Raw genomic sequence first — 18,050 nt, forward strand, 5'->3', positions numbered from 1 at the left:
CAGCACGTGCCTCTTCTTTGTCACTGATCGGCAGTACGGTTTCCCTCATGCGCCCCGACACGCCAGCCGAGAACGCTGACCACACCGCCGAAGCGGCCCGCCTGGAGCGGACCGCGGGCCTGTACCCCGAGGACGCCGAGGCCCTGCTGCTCCAGGCCGCGGCCCACCTGGAGCTGGCCGGCGACCGCCCCGCCGCGACCACGCTCTACGACCGCCTGCTGTCCTCCGCGGACGGCCTGGAGAAGCCCTATCTGGTACGGGCCCTGAAGGCCTCGAACCTGTGGGAGTACGGCCACGAGGCCGAGGCCCGCGCCATCATCGACGGCGTCCGCGCGGCGGCCCCGCGCGACCCCGCGCCCTGGGTGATCGTGGCGGAGGCGCTGGAGGCGCACGACGAGCTGGAGACGGCGCAGGAGACGTTCACGGAGGGCGCGACGCTCCTCCTCTCGGACGTGCCCGAGCCCCCGTACGCGACCCACCCGCTCCTCTTCGGCCGCCATCGCGTACGGCGCATGCTGGGCGCGGAGCACGACGACTGGGACATCCTGGCCGACACCCTCCACTCCGCCCCGGTCCCGCTGGACGAGCTCCACGACCCCAAGCGCGTCTGGTCGCTGGGCTCCGACAACCCCCAGGAACTGGCCGCGGAGATCTCCCGCCTGCAGGCCGAACTGGGCGCCTACCGCGAGGCGTTGTCCCGCCCGTTCCCGGTGGCGGTCCTCCACTGGCCGGCACCGGAACTGGCCGAGCTGCTGGAGGCGTACCCGACCCTCTCGGCCGAGTACCCCTCTCACGAGGAGCACCTCGCGACGATAGAGGCGTCCCTGCGCGAACTCTCCGCCTCCGGCACCCCCAACCTGGGCATCGTGACGGGCACGGTCCCGTCGTACGAGGCCTTCGCAGCCTCGGAGGCCTCGTCCCCGGCGGAGGTAGACCTCCTCCCGCAGTACGCCACGACCCTGGCGGCGCGGGGGCGGGCGGAGGAGTGGCCGCCGCAGCGGGGGGCGGTGTGCTGGTGCGGGTCGGGCCGGGCGTACGAGGCCTGCCACGGGGCGTAGCGCCACCGCCCAACCTGCCGCTGGCGTCCTCCAGACCGCCGCTTCCTACGGGCCGCCCGCCCGCTTCTCCCTCGTACCGAGAAGCGGGCGGGCAACGGCGGCCCTTTGAATTCCGGTACCCAGAACTGTTTGTCAGTGGCTCCTGTTAAAACAGATCCATATCGACGCGGAAGATCAAGCGCGAGGGATCGAAGGAGCGGTCGTGGCGGAATCGGGGGACCCGACGCAGCCGAAGGCGGGCGTCTACGAGAAGCTCGTCACACGTGATCTGCTCGACCAGATAGAGGGACTGGAAGCAGCGGGCTGGAAAGCCGTCGACGCGGAGGTCAGTGCGGAGTCGGCCCCGCATGTGCTGGCCCGGCACATCGGTGAGGCCGTGGGACGCCGCCTGGCTCGGCTACCGCCCACGAAGCAGGTGACCGTCGCCAACCAGATCATGCAGTCCCTGGCCGCCAGTGCGCCCGACCCGGACGAGGACGAGACCGGCCACGTCATCGCCGACGGACCGCGCCAGCTCCTGTCCCTCGCCGAACGGGAGGCGCCCGGCGTCTACGCGATCCGCCCCCTCACCCCGCTCTCCGAAACCGCGTTGATCACCAACGCCCCGGACGACCCGAACCTGGGTGCCGAGCTGCGCGCGGAGCTGGCCACGGCCGACCGCATCGATCTGCTGTGCGCGTTCGTCAAGTGGCATGGCATACGGGTGCTGGAGGATGCACTCCGTGCGGCCAGGGAGCGGGGCGTTCGCATCCGGGTCATCACGACGACCTACATCGGAGCCACCGACCGGTACGCGCTGGATCGTCTCGTCCGGGAGTTCGGCGCGGACGTCAGGATCAACTACGAGATCCGGTCGACGCGGCTGCACGCGAAAGCTTGGCTGTTCCGCCGCGAGACCGGCTTCAACACGGCCTACGTGGGCAGCTCCAACCTGTCCAAGGCCGCGCTGCTCGACGGCCTGGAGTGGAACGTACGCCTGTCATCCGTCGCCACACCGCGCGTGCTGGACAAGTTCGAGGCCACCTTCGACGCGTACTGGGATGACCCCGCCTTCGAGACGTACGACCCTGATGAGGACGGAGACCGACTCTCCGAGGCCCTCAGGCGTGCGGGAGGCAGCGGAACCGGCGACGAACTCAAGATCAACCTCTCCGGTCTCGAGGTCCAGCCCTTCCCGCACCAAAGGGACATGCTGGAGCGCCTCCGCGTCGAGCGCGAGATCCGCGATCACCACGAGAACCTCCTGGTTGCCGCGACCGGTACCGGCAAGACGGTCATGGCGGCCCTGGACTACCGCGCCATGCGTGACCGGCAAGGCGGAAAGCTGCCTCGGCTGCTCTTCGTCGCCCATCGCAAGGAGATCCTGAAACAGTCGCTGCGCACCTACCAAGAGGTACTCGCGGACGCCTCTTTCGGTGAGCTGCTCTACAACGGCCAGGAACCCCGCGAGTGGACCCACGTGTTCGCGAGCGTTCAGTCCCTCAACCTCCGGCGGCTGGAACAACTCGATCCCGGTCACTTCGACGTCATCGTCATCGACGAGTTCCACCACGCCACCGCGAACACCTACCGCCGTGTCCTCCAGCACCTCCAGCCGGCCGAACTGCTGGGCCTCACCGCGACACCCGAGCGGATGGACGGCCTCAATGTGCAGGACGAGTTCTTCGACGGCCGGATCGCTGCCGAGATGCGGCTCTGGGAGGCTCTCGAAGCCGACCTCCTGTGCCCCTTCCACTACTTCGGCATCCCCGACGGCACGGATCTGACCCAGCTCAGCTGGCGGGCCGGCTCCTACGACCGGGATGAACTCGACAACGTCTACACCGCGAGCGACGCCCGGGCCCACATCGTCATCAAGCAGGTCGGGGACAAGATCTCCCATCCCGCCGCCATGCGGGCCCTGGGGTTCTGCGTGACCAAGAAACACGCGCACTTCATGGCCCGGCAGTTCAACAAGGCGGGGTTCCAGACCGCGGCCCTCGACGCCGATTCCTCACCGGCAGAGCGAGAGCTGAAGCTTCGCGAGCTCAGAGACGGAAAGATCCAAGTGATCTTCTCGGTCGACCTGTTCAACGAGGGCTTGGACATCCCCGACGTCGACACGCTGCTGCTCCTGCGGCCGACCAACAGCGCAACGGTCTTCCTTCAGCAGCTCGGGCGCGGCCTGCGCCGCACACCGAACAAACCCGTGCTGACGGTGCTGGACTTCATCGGACAGCACCGGGCGGAGTTCCGGTTCGAGGAGCAGTTCCGGGCGCTGACGAACCTGTCCAGGAACCGCCTGGTCGACAGCATCGAGCGGGACTTCCCCCATCTGCCCTCCGGCTGCCAGATCCTCCTGGAGGGAAAGTCCAAGGACCTTGTCCTGAACAACATCCGCACCCAGCTCAACGCCACCATCAACACGCTGGCGAAAGAGGTCCGGGACTACAGCACGCCCAAGCTCGGCGCCTACCTCCGCGAGAGCCGGCGAGACATCAAGGAGCTCTACAAGAGCGACAACTCCTGGACCAAGGTCCTGCGCAGAGCGGGAGTCATCAAGGCGGCCCCGCAGCCTGGCGAGGAGGACCTCCTCAAGCGAGTGCACTCTTTCCTGCATGTAGACGATCCCGAGCGCGCCCGCACCTACCTGCAACTGCTCTCCGACGAAGCCCCCGACTACGACTCCCTCTCACCGGCCGACCAGGCCTACGCCCGCATGCTCTTCTTCAACCTGTGGGACAAGGCGGGCGGCTTCTCCAGTTACCGGGAGGGCCTGGAGTCGCTGCGTGCTCAGAGCCTGGTCCGCGACGAACTCCAGCAGGTTCTCTCGTACGTCCTCGATCGGACCGACCACTTCCCCATCCCGCTGGACGGGCCACTCGGCCATCTTCCGCTGAAGATCCACAGCGCCTACAACCGCTCTGAAGTCCTTTCCGCACTCGGTGTGGCGCGACTGGGCGGACAGATGCCCGGCGTCTTCAGCCAGGGCGTCACCTGGGTCGACGAGATCGAGACGGACGCCCTGCTGATCACGCTGGAGAAGAACGAACGCGACTTCTCCCCCACCGTCCGCTACAAGGACTACGCGATCAGCCCCACCCGCTTCCACTGGGAGTCGCAGAGCACCACACCCGCGACGTCTCCCACCGGCCTGCGCTACCAGCACCACGCCCGACGAGGCAGCCACGTCCTGCTGTTCCTGCGCCGCTACAAGTCCAACGCCATCGGCAAGTCCGAGCCCTGGATGTTCCTGGGCCCGGCCACATACGTAAAGCACACGGGAAGCAAGCCGATGGCGATCACATGGGATCTCAAGCACGAACTCCCGGCCGACGTGTGGACGTACTCGGCCATTGCGACCGGGTAGCGGCATCCTTGACCTGCCCTTCGAAGCGCGTCTGAGCTCGGTCCAAGGCTTCCTCGGCATCACAGCCATGGGCTCTCAGCCAGTGGCCGAACCAGCTTGATCAGCTGCTCGCGCTATCGGAGCGCCCCCACATCACCGTGCAGATGCTGCCCTTCTCATCAGGCGCGCATGCCGCAACGGTGGGCAAATTCGCTGTTCTTCGCGGCCCCGTGCCCGAACTCAACCTCGTCTACGTGGACTTGCTCGGTGGTGGCCTGTTTATGGAGAAGCGGCAAGAACTGGAGCGTTATGGGTTGGCGCTCGAGTACCTCAGCGCACAGGCACTCGATCTTGAGTCTTCCTACAGCGGTGGGAGCGGGACCGAGTGTCTAGAGTGCGCGAGTAGCGAGGACGACGTCCTCGTACGGGACTCGAAGGGGCGGAGCGGGCCCATACTGACCATCAGCCGGGAGGCTTGGCAGACCCTTATCGAGACCGTGAACATGCCGAGAGTGCGGTCGATTCGCGTCCACGGCTGCTGGCGGGTGCGCCTCTCAGTTTGAGGGCCTGTCGCTCCGCCGCTCCTTCGCCCTGCCCCTGCCCAGTCGCTCGGCGATCGGGTCCACGGCCAGGCCGACCGTGGCCACCGCCACCGCCGGGAGCACCGAGTGAGCGTGCACGCCCGGCGTCCACTCGAGCAGCATCACGCCTACGAGAAAGGCCGACAGCCAGGCGAAGGCCGCGTCCGAGAGGTGAGCCACCATGGGGGACGTTGCCAGCCAGGTGCGCACCAGGCGTCGCCCCGGCACCGTGACGGCCGTGGCGATCACGGAGCAGGGGGCCAGCAGGAGCAGGGCCCACAGCAGCGAGGACAGGCCGTCGAGTTCGACCGCCTCCGGGAACACCGCCACCGTGACGAGCAGCACCAGGAGGAACAGCAGCCCCACCAGCGCGGTCACCAGCAGGACCAGTCCGCCTACGACGGCTCCCGCGAGGCGCTTCTCGCCCGCGGTCGACGGTTCGTCGTCCGCGTCGTACGCCATGTTCATCACCTCCGTCGGGCCCCTGCCAGGGGATCTAGGCCGCAACGAGAATGATCGCCTTGGCCAGGTCGCCGGCCACGTCCGACGGCAGCCCGGCCCTCATCAGGGCCAGTGTCAGCGCGTGCTCGCCCCAGTTCTCGACCGCGTCGATGGCGTCGGCGATCTTGTTGCCGTACCTGGAGGCGTAACGGCCCGCCTTCGGCGAGACGTGCTTGAGTACCTTGCCCATCCACACGCCGCCGTGCCGGAAGCCGGCCACCACCAGCTTGCGGACGATGGTGCTCCAGCCGAAGCGCTGCATCGGCCTGCTCGGCGGCTTGCCTTCCAGGGAGTTGGCGTAGGCCTCGAACTGCGCGAGTTGAGCGGTGTCCGCGCCCCCGTCCGCCCTGATGCGCTGGATCAGGTCGCGCACGTCGGCCGCGGTGAACGTCAAGTCCGAGGCTTCTGCCGCTTCGGCCCTCTGCACGGACACGGTCACGGGCGACACTGAGTTGTGCGCCTCCGTCGCCTCTGCCAGAGGCGCTGTCACCCCTAGAGCAACTGCTGTGGTGGCCACCACGGCGGCGGCCCGCAGCCCCACTCCCCCTCGTAGAGCCCCCGTTGCCCCACGACGTATGGCTGTCGACGATCTCACGTCGGTGTTCCCCTTTGATGTTGTGCATTTACTCGTTTGCGCTGTTGGTCAGACAGACGCGATCCACCACGGCAGGCCGTGGCAAAGCGATCTTGCAGACCTGCACGTGGGGATCACAACGAAGTTGAGGAAGAACTGAGGGAAAAGGTCATACTCCGGACTCTTCCGGTCAGCGTCTGGCTAGCCTGGGCCCATGCCCAGGCCCGAACCCGACCATCAGCCGATCACCCTTCGGCCCGCGGAGCCCGGCGACGCCGTGGCCGTCGCGGAGATCTGGCGTGACGGATGGCGTGACGGCCATCTCGGGCATGTGCCGGATGTGCTGGTCGCTGTGCGAACGCCTGAGTCGTTCGCGGTCCGGGCGGCCCAGCGGGTCTCGGATACGACGATCGCAGTTGTCGAGGGGGGCGTCGCGGGGTTCGTCATGGTGGTCGAGGACGAGGTGGAGCAGCTGTACGTGGCGGCCGCCCATCGCGGCTCGGGTGTCGCGGGTGCGCTGCTGGCGTGCGCCGAGCGGCTCGGGTGGGAGCAGGGGCACGAGCGGGTGTGGCTGGCCGTGGCCACCGGTAATGCTCGGGCGCGGCGGTTCTACGAGCGGCAAGGCTGGGTCGACGAGGGGGCATTCGGCTATCCGGCGGAAGGGCCCGACGGGCCGATTCCCGTTCCGTGCCATCGGTATGTTAAGCCCCTCGCCGGGGCGTAGCGCTAAGCCCGGTCCCGTCGAATCAGCGCATCGTAGGCACCGAAATTCGGAACGGACTCCCAGTTGGATGAGACGTCGACACCCTGGCGACTCTCGCTGGATTCGTTTCCGCCGGATTCCACCGTTTTCTCCATGACGCCGTCAGGAGTGAAATCGTACGACTCCATGTACTCGGCATCGGCGTATCCGCCCCGCTCTTGCGAGTTTCCGTAGGAGTAATATGTTGCGGTTTCGAGGAAGAGTGATTCATTGATGAGCGAGAACGTGTATTCCAAGGAATCGCGACCATGGCCGTCCATAAAGATCACCGCGGCATATCCGGTCTCCAGACGAATGTGCACGCGCAGTTCAGGAGATGAGTGCTCCGCCGGGGATGCCACGGCGGTGTACAGTTCGCCGGAGATGTGGCGAGCCTGGGCGTCCTGAGGGGTCAACGGGCTCATGGGCGTCTCAGTGAGGCGGTTCCACCGCTCGCAGTAGGTCCAGATCATGACGGCTTCAGCCCGCACCCGGCACAGGCTCCGACTGCACCGGGACTTCCAGATGGTAGCGACCCCTCAGGGGCTTACCGATGAGCTTCGGGTACTCTCTGCGCGCCTTGGGAGTGTCGGGCACCTTCGTACCCTCTTTATATTTCTGGGTGAACTCACGCAAGTAGCCGGTAAAGGTATCCTTGGAGATCTTTGATATCTGGGTCTGCTTACGCGACACGATCTCCTTTCCGGGACGGTACGAGTCCAGCACCTTACCGTTCTCCAGATAGACCTCGTTGGCCGGGTAGCGATGCCAATTCTCCTTGTTGAACCCACGCCCTTCATTCCACTTGTCGCGCAACCACTGCGGAAGTCCCTCACGCCCACCGCTCGGGCCACCCGCAGCCGTTCCCCTCGCGCCAACCGCCATCAGCACCAGACCGACCGTGCCCAGGATGCCGGCATTGAGGGCGGCCTCGGCTGTCAGCGTGCCGAGCGCTCCGCCGCCCGCCAGGGCCAGGCCTCCCGGGGGGAACAAGGCCAGGAGGGAGAGGAGGAGGAGGGCGAAGCCGAGGTAGGTGAGGAAGTTGTTCAGGGCGTCCAGGAGGTGGTACGTGCGGATCGTGGGGGCGGCAGGGCCCGCGGTGCCCAGGCTGTGCAAGAGGAGGAAGGTGCCCGTGGTGGCGGAGCCCAGGGCAGTGGCCAGGCGGAAGCGGTGCGCTGCCACCATCTCGGCCAGGGGGTGGGCCGTGGTCGATCGCCAGGTGCGGAGCAACGTCGTGAGCGGGTAGGCGATCCAGGCCAGCGCCGCAATGCCGAGGCCCAGCAGGATGTTCGGGCCCGCGCCGGTGCTGAAGAACTTCTGGAGGCCGGCCGTGGACTTGAAAGAGCCGACGACCAGGAAGAGTAAGAAGGGGAGGACGAGCACGCAGGGGATCAGGTAGAGCCATCGGTGCCGGGTGGTGTGTGCGGCCCGCGCCTGCTTCAGCAGGGTACGTAAATCGACCGTCTGCCAGGCCTGTTGGTTGTCCGACTCGTTCATCCGGGACGTGAGCCGGCGATCGCGCCGCGCAGTTGAGCGGTGTCCGCCGGTTCCGTCGAGCCTGCCGTGGCGTAGAGCACAGCCCGTCGTACGGCGACGTAGCGGAGGGCTATTCGTAGGCTCCATGGCAGGCGCCATGTCGCGTAGCGGAGGAGGGCGGCCAGGCCGTCGCCGTCCGTGCGTTCGGTGGTGAGCAGGATGCCGGGCACCGTGCGCTTGCCGCGGTGGAGTTGGCGGACGTCGACCAGCATCGCGAGGGCAAGGCAGACGAGCGGGGCCGCCCACGCTTTGCCGTCCAGGGTTTCAACCCAGTCTGTGGCGCGGCTCGTTGGGTGCTGGACGGCGTAGTTGTTCACCGTGTGGTACGCCATCGCCGCCGCGATCGGGCCTGCGGCGAGCAGGCGCAGGTTGCCGCGTGCGCGCCAGAGCAGGCCCGCGCCGAAGCCTGTCATCGCGGTGAAGACCAGATGGGAGAAGGTGTCCGTGGCCGGTGCGCCGCCCACGTCCAGTTGGCTGAACGGCGCCGGGAGCCACGACGTCAACCCCTGGCCCAGGGACGGTACATACGGCGGGGACAGGCTGTCGGGGATCACCCAGCCGCCCCCTCGGGGGATGGCGCGGTGCGCGTCGAGGCCGTAGCGGAGTACGGCTTCGAGGAGGCCGAGGCCGGCACCCAGGGCCGCGCCCAGCAGCACGAAGTCGGTCAGGCCCCACTGGCGACGGATCTTCAGGCTCAGTCCGGCCAGGAGCAGCGGGGCGAGCTTGATCAGTTCTTCGACCCAGGGCGCCACCGTGTAGCTGGTGGTGTTCACCACGGGGATGAGGGGGTGGCCCGAGTGGTGGGCGTGGAGGACCCGGTGGGGCTGTCGTGGAGTGGGTGCAAAGGGCGAAAGCCTTCTTCGCCGGCTACGGCGTCTCGTTCAGGCGTCGCAGGAGGTCCAGCAGGGTTGCGCGGTCCTGTTCGGGGAGAGGGGCGAAGTGTTCTGCAAGGACCTCGTCCGCCACCTTGTGGCCGGCCTTCAGGGTGCGTTCGCCCGACGGGGTCAGGTGGTGCTCGATGCGGCGGCCGTGGCCGGGGCGGCGTTCGATCAGGCCTTGGGCGGTGAGGCGGCCGGCCAGGGTGCCGAAGGCCTGTTCCGTCTGGAAGGTGGCTGCGGCCAGGTCGCGCGCCGACGCCCCCGGGGTGCGGCTGATCGCGCGCAGGGCGTCCCACTGGGCGAGGGTCGTGCCGATGGCCGTCAACGCGCTGTCCAGGGCGCGGTGTTGGCGGTACTGGGTCTGCTTGACCGCGCGGCCGAGGAGTTGCAGGTCAGCGGTGGCGTCAGGGTGCATGGGGCTAGCTTATCCCGAAACTAAGCTAGCTTATATAAGCATATTTAGTTAGAGTGGTCGGCATGCCTACAGATCACATCTCGCAGGTGTACGCCGACCTGCCCCTCACCCTGTCCGAGGCCGGTTCCGGGACCGGCCGCCGTCCTGTACTCGTGCTGCACGGTGGTGGCGGGCCCGCCACCGTTGCGGGCATCGCCCAGCATCTGGCCCCTACCGCCCATACGTTGGTGCCGGTCCATCCCGGTTGGGACGGCACGCCGCGGCCCGAGTGGCTCACCGGTGTCGACGATCTCGCCCTCGCGTATCTGCATCTGCTTCAGGACCGGGGGCTGGAGGACGTCCTCGTCGTCGGGTCCTCGCTCGGGGGGTGGATCGCCGCCGAGATGGCCGTACGGGACGGTGGGCGGCGGATCAGCGGGCTGGTGCTCGTCGACGCCGTCGGTGTGCGGGTGGAGGGCGAGCCGATCGCGGACTACTTCGCGCTCGAGCCCCGTGCGGCGTTCGAGTTGTCGTGGCACGAGCCGGATCGGTACTACGTCGATCCCGCCTCGTTGCCCGCCGATCAACTCGCCGTGCGGCAGGGCAACATGGCGACCATGCGGGTCCTTGCCGGGGAGCCGTACATGCACGATCCGAAGTTGCTGCGGAGGCTGGGGCGGGTGCGGGTGCCCGCGCTGTTGATCTGGGGGGAGAGCGATCGGATCGTGACGCCCGGGTACGGGGCCGGCTACGCCGGGGCGTTCGCGGACGGGCGGCTGGAGGTGGTGCCCAAGGCCGGGCATCTTCCGCAGATCGAGCAGCCGGAGGTGACGTTCGGGCTCATTGACGAGCATCTGCGGTGGACCGGTGGGGGCGGCGGTGTCGGTTGACAGCCGTGGCAGCGGTGGGGGCGGGCCGGCGTGATGGCCACCCCTGCCTGCGGGGCCGGGCGAGGGGGGATTAGCCTCGGGGCGGATCCGTCAGAACGGCAGGAGGCAGGCATGGCCAGGATTCCCAGTGCGGCGGTGGCCGCGGGTGGGCTTGTCGGTGGGTACGGCGTCGCCCGCTGGACCAGGAAGCGGGAGCTGGGTGGGTTCGTGCTGGCCGTGGCCGGGGCGACGGCGGCTTCGCAGTGGCGGGAGCGGGCCGGTGGGGTGGCTGCGGGGGCGTTGAGCGCGGGGTATGTGGCCGCCTTCGGGGCGTCGCATCCTCTGGCCAAGAAGGTGGGGGCGTGGCCTGCGGTGTTCGGGGTCGCCGGGGCGATGGCGCTGGCCGCTTGGGTTGTGGCTGATCGGCACGCGTGAGCTTTTCGGCGGCGCGCCGCGTGGGTGATGTCTGCTGCACTGGGCGGGACGGGTGCCCGGCCCGGCACCGAGTCCGTGCCGCCCGCGGCAGTGCACCGGCAAGGTGCCCGACCCGGCGCTTGCGGGGTGCCGCCTGCGCCCACCCGTGCCGCCGTGGGCGGCACGAATGCCCGCAGGCTGTGCGGGGAGCGGGAAGCCGCCCCCGGCACCCCCCGAACCCGCACCCGCACCCGGCAGGCAAGACACCTCGCAGGCTGCGCACTCTCCGCCTCTACGCCGTAGCCGGCTTGGACCCCGGTTCCCTTTGGCCCTTCCCCCGGAGGGAACTCGCCGCGGCTGTCAGTGGTTTCGCGATGTCCTCCAGCGAGCGGCGCTCCGCGTTCACGGCGAGGAACGCCGCCACCAGGCCCGCCGCGCACATCAGGGACGCGCCGATCTCGAAGGCCAGGACCGTGTCGGCCACCTTGCCCGTGCTGGTGAGGTCCGCGAAGAGCAGGGGGCCGCTGATGCCGCCGGCCGCCGTGCCGAGGGCGTAGAAGAAGGCGATGGACATCGCCCGGGTCTCCATCGGGAAGATCTCGGAGACCGTCAGGTAGGCGCTGGACGCGCCGGCCGAGGCGAAGAACAGGACCGCGCACCAGCAGGCGGTCATCGTCGTGGCGTTCAGCGAACCCCGGTCGAACAGCCAGGCCGTGCCGAACAGCAGCAGGCCCGAGAGCAGGTACGTGCCGGAGATCATCACCCGGCGCCCGACCGTGTCGAACAACTTGCCCAGCAGCAGCGGGCCGCAGAAGTTGCCGACCGCGATGACGGCGAAGTAGTAACCGGTGTTGCCGGACGGGACCTTGAAGAACGTGGTCAGGATCGCGCCGAAGCCGAAGGTGATCGCGTTGTAGAGGAACGCCTGGCCGATGAAGAGCGAGAAGCCGAGGACCGAGCGCTTGCGGTAGTCGGCGAACAGCGTGCGGGCGATCTCCACGAAGCTGACGCCGCGCCGCTGGTGGATGGTGATCTCGCCCTCGGGCCGCGCCAGCCGCTCGCCCCTGTCCGCCTCCACCCGTTCCTCGATCGAGGTGACGATCTCCTCGGCCTCCCGGTCCCTGCCGTGGATCAGCAGCCACCGGGGGCTCTCCGGGACGTGCCGCCGCACCAGGAGGATGACCGCCGCGAGCACGGCGCCCAGGGCGAACGTCAGCCGCCAGCCCACGTCCTTGGGGAAGATGCCGGTGTTCAGCGCCACGATCGACAGCAGCGAGCCGCCGACCGCGCCCAGCCAGAAGCTGCCGTTGATGATCAGGTCGACGCGGCCGCGGTACTTGGCGGGGATCAGCTCGTCGATCGCCGAGTTGATCGCCGCGTACTCACCGCCGATGCCGAAGCCGGTCAGGAAGCGGAAGGTGAAGAACCACCAGGGGGAGAAGGAGAGCGCGGTGAGCGCGGTGGCGGCCAGATAGACCGCCAGCGTGATCATGAACAGCCTTTTACGGCCCCACTTGTCGGTCAGCCGGCCCCAGAACAGGGCGCCCACACAGGCGCCGGCCACGTACAGCGCGGCCGCGATACCGGTGATCTGGCCCGAGCTGATCGGCAGACCGCTGCCGGGCTCCGACAGGCGGCTGGCGATGTTGCCGACGACCGTGACCTCCAGGCCGTCGAGGATCCAGACGGTGCCGAGCCCGATGACGATCGTCCAGTGCCAGTGCGACCACGGCAGACGGTCCAGGCGGGCGGGAATGTTCGTGGTGATGGTGCGGCCGCTCGCGGCCTCGGCTGTCGTCATGGGCTCCCTCCTCGGCGAGTGGAACCCCGATCGGGTGCCCGCGGCGGGCCGGATTACGCCCCACCCGGCCCCCGCTACGCTCCCAGCGCCTGCGACACCGTGTAGATGAGCAGGCCGGCCAGCGAACCGACCACCGTGCCGTTGATCCGGATGAACTGCAGGTCGCGGCCGATGTGCGCCTCGATCTTCTTCGTCGTGTGGTCGGCGTCCCAGCCCGCCACGGTGTCCGTGATGAGGGAGGTGATCTCCTTGCGGTAGGTGGTGACGACGTACACCGCGGCACCCTCCACCCAGTGGTCCACCTTGTCCTGGAGCTTGGGGTCGACGGCCATCCGCGCCCCCAGCGACAGCAGCGAGGCCCGCACGCGCAGCCGCAGCTCGCTGCGCTCGTCCTCGGCCGCCGAGACGATCATCGAGCGTACGGCGGTCCAGGCGGAGGCGATCAGGTCCTGCACCTCGCCCCGGCCCAGCACCTCGCCCTTCAGCCTCTCCACCCGCGTCCGCGTGTCCGTGTCGGACTGGAGGTCGGAGGCGAAGTCGCCGAGGAAGCGGTCCAGGGCACCTCGGGCCGGGTGGGAGGGCATGTCGCGCATCTCGGTGACGAAGCGCAGCAGCTCCCGGTAGACCCGCTCGCCGACCTTCTTGTCGACGAAACGGGGGGTCCAGCCGGGGGCGCCGCCCTGTACGGCGTTCATGATCTCGGTGTCGTGCCAGACCAGCCAGTCGTGCGCCCGCGTGACGACCAGGTCGACGACCCGGCGGTGACCGCCGTCGGCGACGATCTTCTCCAGCATCTTCCCGATGCCGGGCGCGATCTCCTGGGCGTCCGCGCGCCGGGTGATCGCCTCGCCGACCACCGCCTGCACGTCCGAGTCGCGCAGCACGGTCAGCGCGCCCCGCAGGGCGGCCGACAACTCGGCCGTGACCCGGTCCGCGTGCTCGGGTTCGGCGAGCCAGGCGCCGAGCCGGCTGCCGATGCCGACGGCGCGCAGCCGCTGCCGTACGACGTCCTCGGAGAGGAAGTTCTCGCCGACGAACTCGCCCAGGGAGACGCCCAGCTGATCCTTCTTCGTCGGGATGATCGCCGTGTGCGGGATGGGCAGGCCGAGGGGGTGGCGGAATAGCGCGGTGACCGCGAACCAGTCGGCGAGCGCGCCGACCATGCCGGCCTCGGCGGCAGCGGCGACATAGCCCGCCCAGGCGCCGGCGCCGGAGTTCTCCGCCCACTTGGCGAGGACGTACACCACCGCCACGAAGAGCAGCAGCCCGGTCGCGGTGAGCTTCATGCGCCGCACCCCGCGCTGCTTCTCCTGGTCGGCGGCGCTGAAGGTGGTCATCGCGCGTGCGGCCGCGGCGGGGGCCTTCTGGTGGCCCGCCGCGGCCGGGCGGGCACCCTCCTGCACGGCACGCTCACCCGTTTCTTCACGATTCGTACGTTCCATCCACTCCACCCGTTCGTGATCCCCTGCACACATTGTCCCTTCCTGACCGACTCCTGGAACGGAACGAGAGTTCCCGGCGTCTGTCTGGACGGGGAAGTTCGTCATGAACTCCGGTGGCCCGTAGGGGGGTCCGGTTCAACTACCCCTCATCCCATGACGCATCATGGGGTGATCACATCGGAGCCTCGGGCTCCCACTCGCCCGAGGAGACCCGCACCGCATGACCAGGCGTCACGGTTATGCCCTGCTTTCCGCGATCATCGCCGTGATCGTGGGCCTTTCGGCTGCCATATACCTCGGTGTAGCGGCTGACGACGGAAGCAACAGCAGCAGCACCTTCGCCGGAGGCCGCGCCCCGCACAACTCCGCCGCCCCCGCCTCCACCGGCATCTGGGTCGGCTCCTGGTCGGCGTCCCCGGCGGGCGCCGAGCCCGGCACCGAGACGACCGGCATGGCGGGACGCTCGGTGCGCAACGTCGTGCACGCGAGCGTGGGAGGTACGAGTGCCCGTATCACGCTGTCCAATCTCTACGGCCAGTCGCCGCTGACCGTCACGCACGCCTCGATCGCGGTGGCCGTCACCTCCGGCACCGCGGCGGCGAACGCCGACACCATGCGGCGGCTGACCTTCGGCGGCAGCACCGCGGTCGTCATCCCGGCCGGCCGGCAGGTGCTGAGCGACGCGGTCCGCATCGCGATCCCGCAGGGCAGCGACGTGCTGGTCACCACCTACTCCCCCAGCTCCTCGGGCCCGGTCACCTACCACCCGCACGCCCGCCAGATGTCCTACGTCGCCACCGGCGACCTGACGGAGGACGTGACCGGCAGCCGGTACACCGAGCAGACGCCGTTCTGGCGCTACCTCACCGCGCTGGACGTGCTGAGCAACGAGTCGGACGGCACCGTGGTCGCCTTCGGCGACTCCCTCACCGACGGCATAACGTCCAGCCTCGGCGCCAACCACCGCTGGACGGACGTCCTTTCGCAGCGGCTGCGCTCGGCGATCGGGTCCGGCCAGGACCTGCCGCGCTACAGCGTCGTCAACCAGGGCATCAGCGGCAACCAGGTCCTCGCCGACGGTCTCGGCCGCCCCGCCGACAACCCCAGCGGCCTGCTGCGCTTCTCCCGCGACGCGCTCTCCCGGACGAACGTCAAGGTCGTCGTCGTAGACCTCGGCGTCAACGACATCCTGCGCAACCCGCAGCTCGCCGACCCGGACAAGATCCTCGCCGGACTGCGCACCCTGGTCCGCGAGGCCCACGCCCGCGGCATCAAGGTCGTCGGCGCGACCCTGATGCCCTTCGAGGGCCACCGCGGCTACACCCCGGCCCGTGAGGCGGTACGCCAGCGGGTCAACGCGGAGATCCGCTCCGGCCGGGTCTACGACGCCGTGGTCGACTTCGACAGGGCGCTGCGCGACCCGTACGACCCGCGCAGGCTCCGCTCCGACTACGACTCGGGCGACCATCTCCACCCGAGCGACAAGGGGTACGCGAAGATGGCCGACGTCTTCGACCTGGACGATCTGAAGGGCGCGGCGCCGGCCGAACTCTGAGGCGGGCGGCGGCGGTTCAGTAGTCGCCGTAGTGGCGGCGGTGCCGCTCCTCGCGGCGTTCCCGGTGCCGCTCGCGCCGCTCCTCGTACCGCTCCCGGCGCTCCTCGTGCCGGTCCCGCAGCGGATCGCGGTGGCCCCCCAGCATCCCGCGGTGCGCGTCGTGGTCGTCGTGGTGGTCGTCGCGGTAGTCCGCCTGGAGCTCCCGCATCGAGGTCTTGCGGTCCAGCTTCCCTTGGCGGCGCTCCTCCTTCAGGCGGCGCCGCTCCTCCCTGGTCAGCTTGCGCTCGATGCCGACGCCGCCCCAGAAGGCGAAGCCGTTCACGATCACGCGGGGCGCCCCGGGCTCGCCGGGCACGCCCGACTCCCGGTGGTCGAAGCCGCCCATGATCCCGATGCCGCGGACGACGACCTCGACGCCGGGCGGCACGATGATGTTGACCCCGCCCATGATCGCGACGCAGTTGATCTCGACCTCGCGGTCGGCGAAGTTCGCCTCGCGCAGGTCGAGCTCGCCGCCGCCCATGAAGGTGACGCAGGTGAACTGCTTGGGCACGGTCCAGCGGCCCTTGCGCTCGAACCCGGACATCACCGCGACCGCCCATGTCGAGGAGCCCTCGCCGCCGACGATCCGTCCGGCCCAACTGCCGCTCGCCACCGGCTCCTTGGTGAGCGAGACGGCGGGCGGCGGCGCGACCTGGCCGACGGGCAGATCGCGGGTGATCGGCGTCAGCTCGCCGTACGTCCGGGCCTTGTAGGTGGCCTCCAGCCGCTCCTCGAACTCCTCCATGTCGAGACGGCCCTCCGCGAGGGCGTCCCGCAGGACCTCGGCGACTCGCTCACGGTCGGCGTCGGATGCCCGGAGTTCGGGGACTGCGGCGTCATCGGTCATGGAAAGCAGCCTACGAGTTCCCCCGGCCGGAGGCTACGAGACCGCATCGCCACCCACCCCACATCCAACTTCCCCCCCGGCCCCGGTTCCTTACTTCTCCGCCGGCCCCGGTTCCGTCATTCCCGCTCGCCCCGAATCCGCCTGCTCCGCCGGCCCCGGTTCCGTCCTCTCTGCCGGGCCTCGGATCCGTCTTCTCCGGCCGCCTCGGCTCCGCCTGCTCCGCCGGCGCCGGTTCCGTCCTCTCCGCCGGCCTCGGATCCGCCCTCTCCGTCGGCCTCAGATCCGCCTGCTCCAGCCGCCCCGGCTCCGCCGCCCCCGCCGGCCTCGGATCCATCTTCCCCGTCGGCCTCGGATCCGCCTTCCCGGCGGCGGTTCCGTCCTCTCGGCCGGCCTCGGCTCCGCCATCCCCGTCCGCCCCGGCTCCGCCGCCCCCGCCCGCCCCGAATCCGCCGCCTACGTCCGCCCCGGCTCCGCCGCCTCCGCCCGATCCCCTTCACCCATCCCCCTCCGCCCCGGCTCCGCCGTCCCGGCCCGCCTCGGCTCCGCCGCCTCGCCCCGCCCCGGGTCCGCGCCCGCGTACATCCTGGCGATCACGTCCTCGATGTCCGGCTCCCGTACCGAGAGGTCCGCCAGTGGGTACTCCGCCGCGATCCGGGCGACCAGTGCGGCCGCCGACTCGCCGGACGGGAACGCCAGCCACTGCCGCGGCCCCTCCACCTTCACCACCCGCGCGGGCGCCGCCTCGATCGGCGCCGCCTCCCGCTCCAGGTCCACCACCAGGATCCGCTCGCTCTCCCCCACCTCGTGCAGCCCGGCGAGCGGACCGTCGTACATCAAGCGCCCGTGGTCGATGACCATCACGCGCGAGCACAGTTGCTCGATGTCCTGCAGATCGTGGGTGGTGAGCAGGACGGTCGTGCCCTGCTCGGCGTTCAACTCCCGCAGAAAACCCCGCACCTTGGCCTTCGAGATCACGTCCAGACCGATCGTCGGCTCGTCGAGGTAGAGCACCTCCGGGTCGTGCAGCAGCGCCGCCGCGATGTCCCCGCGCATCCGCTGGCCGAGCGAGAGCTGCCGGACGGGGACGTCCAGCAGGTCGGCCAGTTCCAGGAGTTCGACGCAGCGGTCGAGGTTCTCGCGGTAACGGGCGTCCGGGATCCGGTACATGCGGTGCATCAGCTTGTACGAGTCGATCAGCGGCAGGTCCCACCACAGCGTCGTACGCTGCCCGAACACCACCCCGATGCGGTGCGCGAGCCGCATCCGCTCACGCGAGGGATCGATGCCCGCGACCCGCAGCCGGCCGCCGCTCGGCGTGAGGATGCCGGTGAGCATCTTGATCGTCGTCGACTTGCCGGCGCCGTTCGGCCCGATGTAGCCGACCATCTCGCCGCGCGCGACGGTGAAGGAGAGGGAGTCGACGGCCCGCACCTCGCGCCGCTCCCGTTTCATGAACCCCGTCCTGCGGCGCACGTCGAAGACCTTCTC

At 69.3% G+C, this 18,050-nt stretch carries 16 protein-coding genes and 2 pseudogenes; 8 read left to right on the top strand and 10 right to left on the bottom strand.

The window, feature by feature from the left end:
- The first annotated feature begins 47 nt into the window (after positions 1–47).
- The 4 genes and pseudogenes from ACFU97_RS02740 to ACFU97_RS02755 form a co-directional block, all read left to right on the top strand.
- Entirely contained in the window at positions 48–1,058 is a 1,011-nt protein-coding gene (locus ACFU97_RS02740; RefSeq protein WP_384249932.1) for an SEC-C metal-binding domain-containing protein, read from the top strand.
- A gap of 202 nt (positions 1,059–1,260) precedes the next feature.
- Positions 1,261–4,407: a DUF3427 domain-containing protein gene (locus ACFU97_RS02745; protein WP_384249934.1), complete on the top strand. Its 3,147-nt coding sequence runs from the start codon at positions 1,261–1,263 to the stop codon at positions 4,405–4,407.
- Between the two features lie 92 nt (positions 4,408–4,499).
- Positions 4,500–4,748 (top strand): annotated as a pseudogene (locus tag ACFU97_RS02750) (Scr1 family TA system antitoxin-like transcriptional regulator); the annotation flags it as partial.
- A gap of 6 nt (positions 4,749–4,754) precedes the next feature.
- A pseudogene (locus ACFU97_RS02755) lies at positions 4,755–4,949 on the top strand (DUF397 domain-containing protein); the annotation flags it as partial.
- Here the strand turns inward: ACFU97_RS02755 and ACFU97_RS02760 are convergent.
- Both ACFU97_RS02760 and ACFU97_RS02765 read right to left on the bottom strand, forming a co-directional pair.
- Positions 4,941–5,429, bottom strand: coding sequence for a hypothetical protein (locus tag ACFU97_RS02760; protein WP_384249936.1), 489 nt, complete (start codon positions 5,427–5,429; stop codon positions 4,941–4,943). The pseudogene ACFU97_RS02755 and the gene ACFU97_RS02760 sit on opposite strands and share 9 nt — an antisense overlap.
- A gap of 34 nt (positions 5,430–5,463) precedes the next feature.
- Positions 5,464–5,862, bottom strand: coding sequence for a hypothetical protein (locus ACFU97_RS02765; RefSeq protein ID WP_384249938.1), 399 nt, complete (start codon positions 5,860–5,862; stop codon positions 5,464–5,466).
- A gap of 394 nt (positions 5,863–6,256) precedes the next feature.
- Here ACFU97_RS02765 and ACFU97_RS02770 point away from each other — a divergent pair, with 394 nt between their 5' ends.
- Positions 6,257–6,766, top strand: a complete 510-nt coding sequence (locus ACFU97_RS02770; RefSeq protein ID WP_384249940.1) for a GNAT family N-acetyltransferase — start codon at positions 6,257–6,259, stop codon at positions 6,764–6,766.
- 2 nt (positions 6,767–6,768) lie between these two features.
- Here the strand turns inward: ACFU97_RS02770 and ACFU97_RS02775 are convergent, their stop codons facing one another.
- From ACFU97_RS02775 to ACFU97_RS02790, 4 genes are all read right to left on the bottom strand, one after another.
- Complete coding sequence (locus ACFU97_RS02775) at positions 6,769–7,257, bottom strand: hypothetical protein (RefSeq protein ID WP_384249942.1); 489 nt, start codon at positions 7,255–7,257, stop codon at positions 6,769–6,771.
- A gap of 7 nt (positions 7,258–7,264) precedes the next feature.
- Positions 7,265–8,281, bottom strand: coding sequence for a hypothetical protein (locus ACFU97_RS02780; protein ID WP_384249945.1), 1,017 nt, complete (start codon positions 8,279–8,281; stop codon positions 7,265–7,267).
- Positions 8,278–9,093, bottom strand: coding sequence for a hypothetical protein (locus ACFU97_RS02785; protein ID WP_384249946.1), 816 nt, complete (start codon positions 9,091–9,093; stop codon positions 8,278–8,280). Before ACFU97_RS02785 ends, ACFU97_RS02780 begins: the two co-directional genes overlap by 4 nt.
- Positions 9,094–9,187: 94 nt before the next feature.
- Positions 9,188–9,613: a MarR family winged helix-turn-helix transcriptional regulator gene (locus ACFU97_RS02790; protein ID WP_384249948.1), complete on the bottom strand. Its 426-nt coding sequence runs from the start codon at positions 9,611–9,613 to the stop codon at positions 9,188–9,190.
- A gap of 62 nt (positions 9,614–9,675) precedes the next feature.
- On the opposite strand from ACFU97_RS02790, the gene ACFU97_RS02795 reads away from it, so the two are divergent.
- The gene (locus ACFU97_RS02795; RefSeq protein ID WP_384249950.1) at positions 9,676–10,482 is read left to right on the top strand and encodes an alpha/beta fold hydrolase; all 807 of its coding nucleotides are present in this window, start codon (positions 9,676–9,678) and stop codon (positions 10,480–10,482) included.
- Positions 10,483–10,593: 111 nt separating this feature from the next.
- Complete coding sequence (locus ACFU97_RS02800) at positions 10,594–10,896, top strand: hypothetical protein (RefSeq protein WP_384249952.1); 303 nt, start codon at positions 10,594–10,596, stop codon at positions 10,894–10,896.
- Positions 10,897–11,167: 271 nt separating this feature from the next.
- Here the strand turns inward: ACFU97_RS02800 and ACFU97_RS02805 are convergent, their stop codons facing one another.
- Both ACFU97_RS02805 and ACFU97_RS02810 read right to left on the bottom strand, forming a co-directional pair.
- Positions 11,168–12,676 (bottom strand): MFS transporter, encoded by a 1,509-nt coding sequence (locus tag ACFU97_RS02805; RefSeq protein WP_384249955.1) that lies wholly within the window; start codon positions 12,674–12,676, stop codon positions 11,168–11,170.
- 74 nt (positions 12,677–12,750) lie between these two features.
- Positions 12,751–14,118 carry a DUF445 domain-containing protein gene (locus ACFU97_RS02810; protein ID WP_384249958.1) on the bottom strand — a complete coding sequence of 456 codons (1,368 nt, stop codon included), beginning with the start codon at positions 14,116–14,118 and terminating at the stop codon, positions 12,751–12,753.
- 220 nt (positions 14,119–14,338) lie between these two features.
- Here ACFU97_RS02810 and ACFU97_RS02815 point away from each other — a divergent pair, with 220 nt between their 5' ends.
- Positions 14,339–15,673 carry an SGNH/GDSL hydrolase family protein gene (locus tag ACFU97_RS02815; protein WP_384249960.1) on the top strand — a complete coding sequence of 445 codons (1,335 nt, stop codon included), beginning with the start codon at positions 14,339–14,341 and terminating at the stop codon, positions 15,671–15,673.
- 16 nt (positions 15,674–15,689) lie between these two features.
- On the opposite strand, the gene ACFU97_RS02820 is transcribed toward ACFU97_RS02815, so the two are convergent.
- Both ACFU97_RS02820 and ACFU97_RS02825 read right to left on the bottom strand, forming a co-directional pair.
- A complete protein-coding gene (locus ACFU97_RS02820; RefSeq protein ID WP_384249962.1) occupies positions 15,690–16,562 on the bottom strand; it encodes a DUF1707 domain-containing protein in 873 nt (290 codons plus the stop codon).
- A gap of 453 nt (positions 16,563–17,015) precedes the next feature.
- Positions 17,016–18,014 carry an ATP-binding cassette domain-containing protein gene (locus ACFU97_RS02825; RefSeq protein WP_384250297.1) on the bottom strand — a complete coding sequence of 333 codons (999 nt, stop codon included), beginning with the start codon at positions 18,012–18,014 and terminating at the stop codon, positions 17,016–17,018.
- Between the last annotated feature and the right edge of the window lie 36 nt (positions 18,015–18,050).

Origin of the sequence: Streptomyces sp. NPDC057616, assembly GCF_042800575.1 — a bacterium.
In the GTDB taxonomy this organism is placed as follows: domain Bacteria; phylum Actinomycetota; class Actinomycetes; order Streptomycetales; family Streptomycetaceae; genus Streptomyces.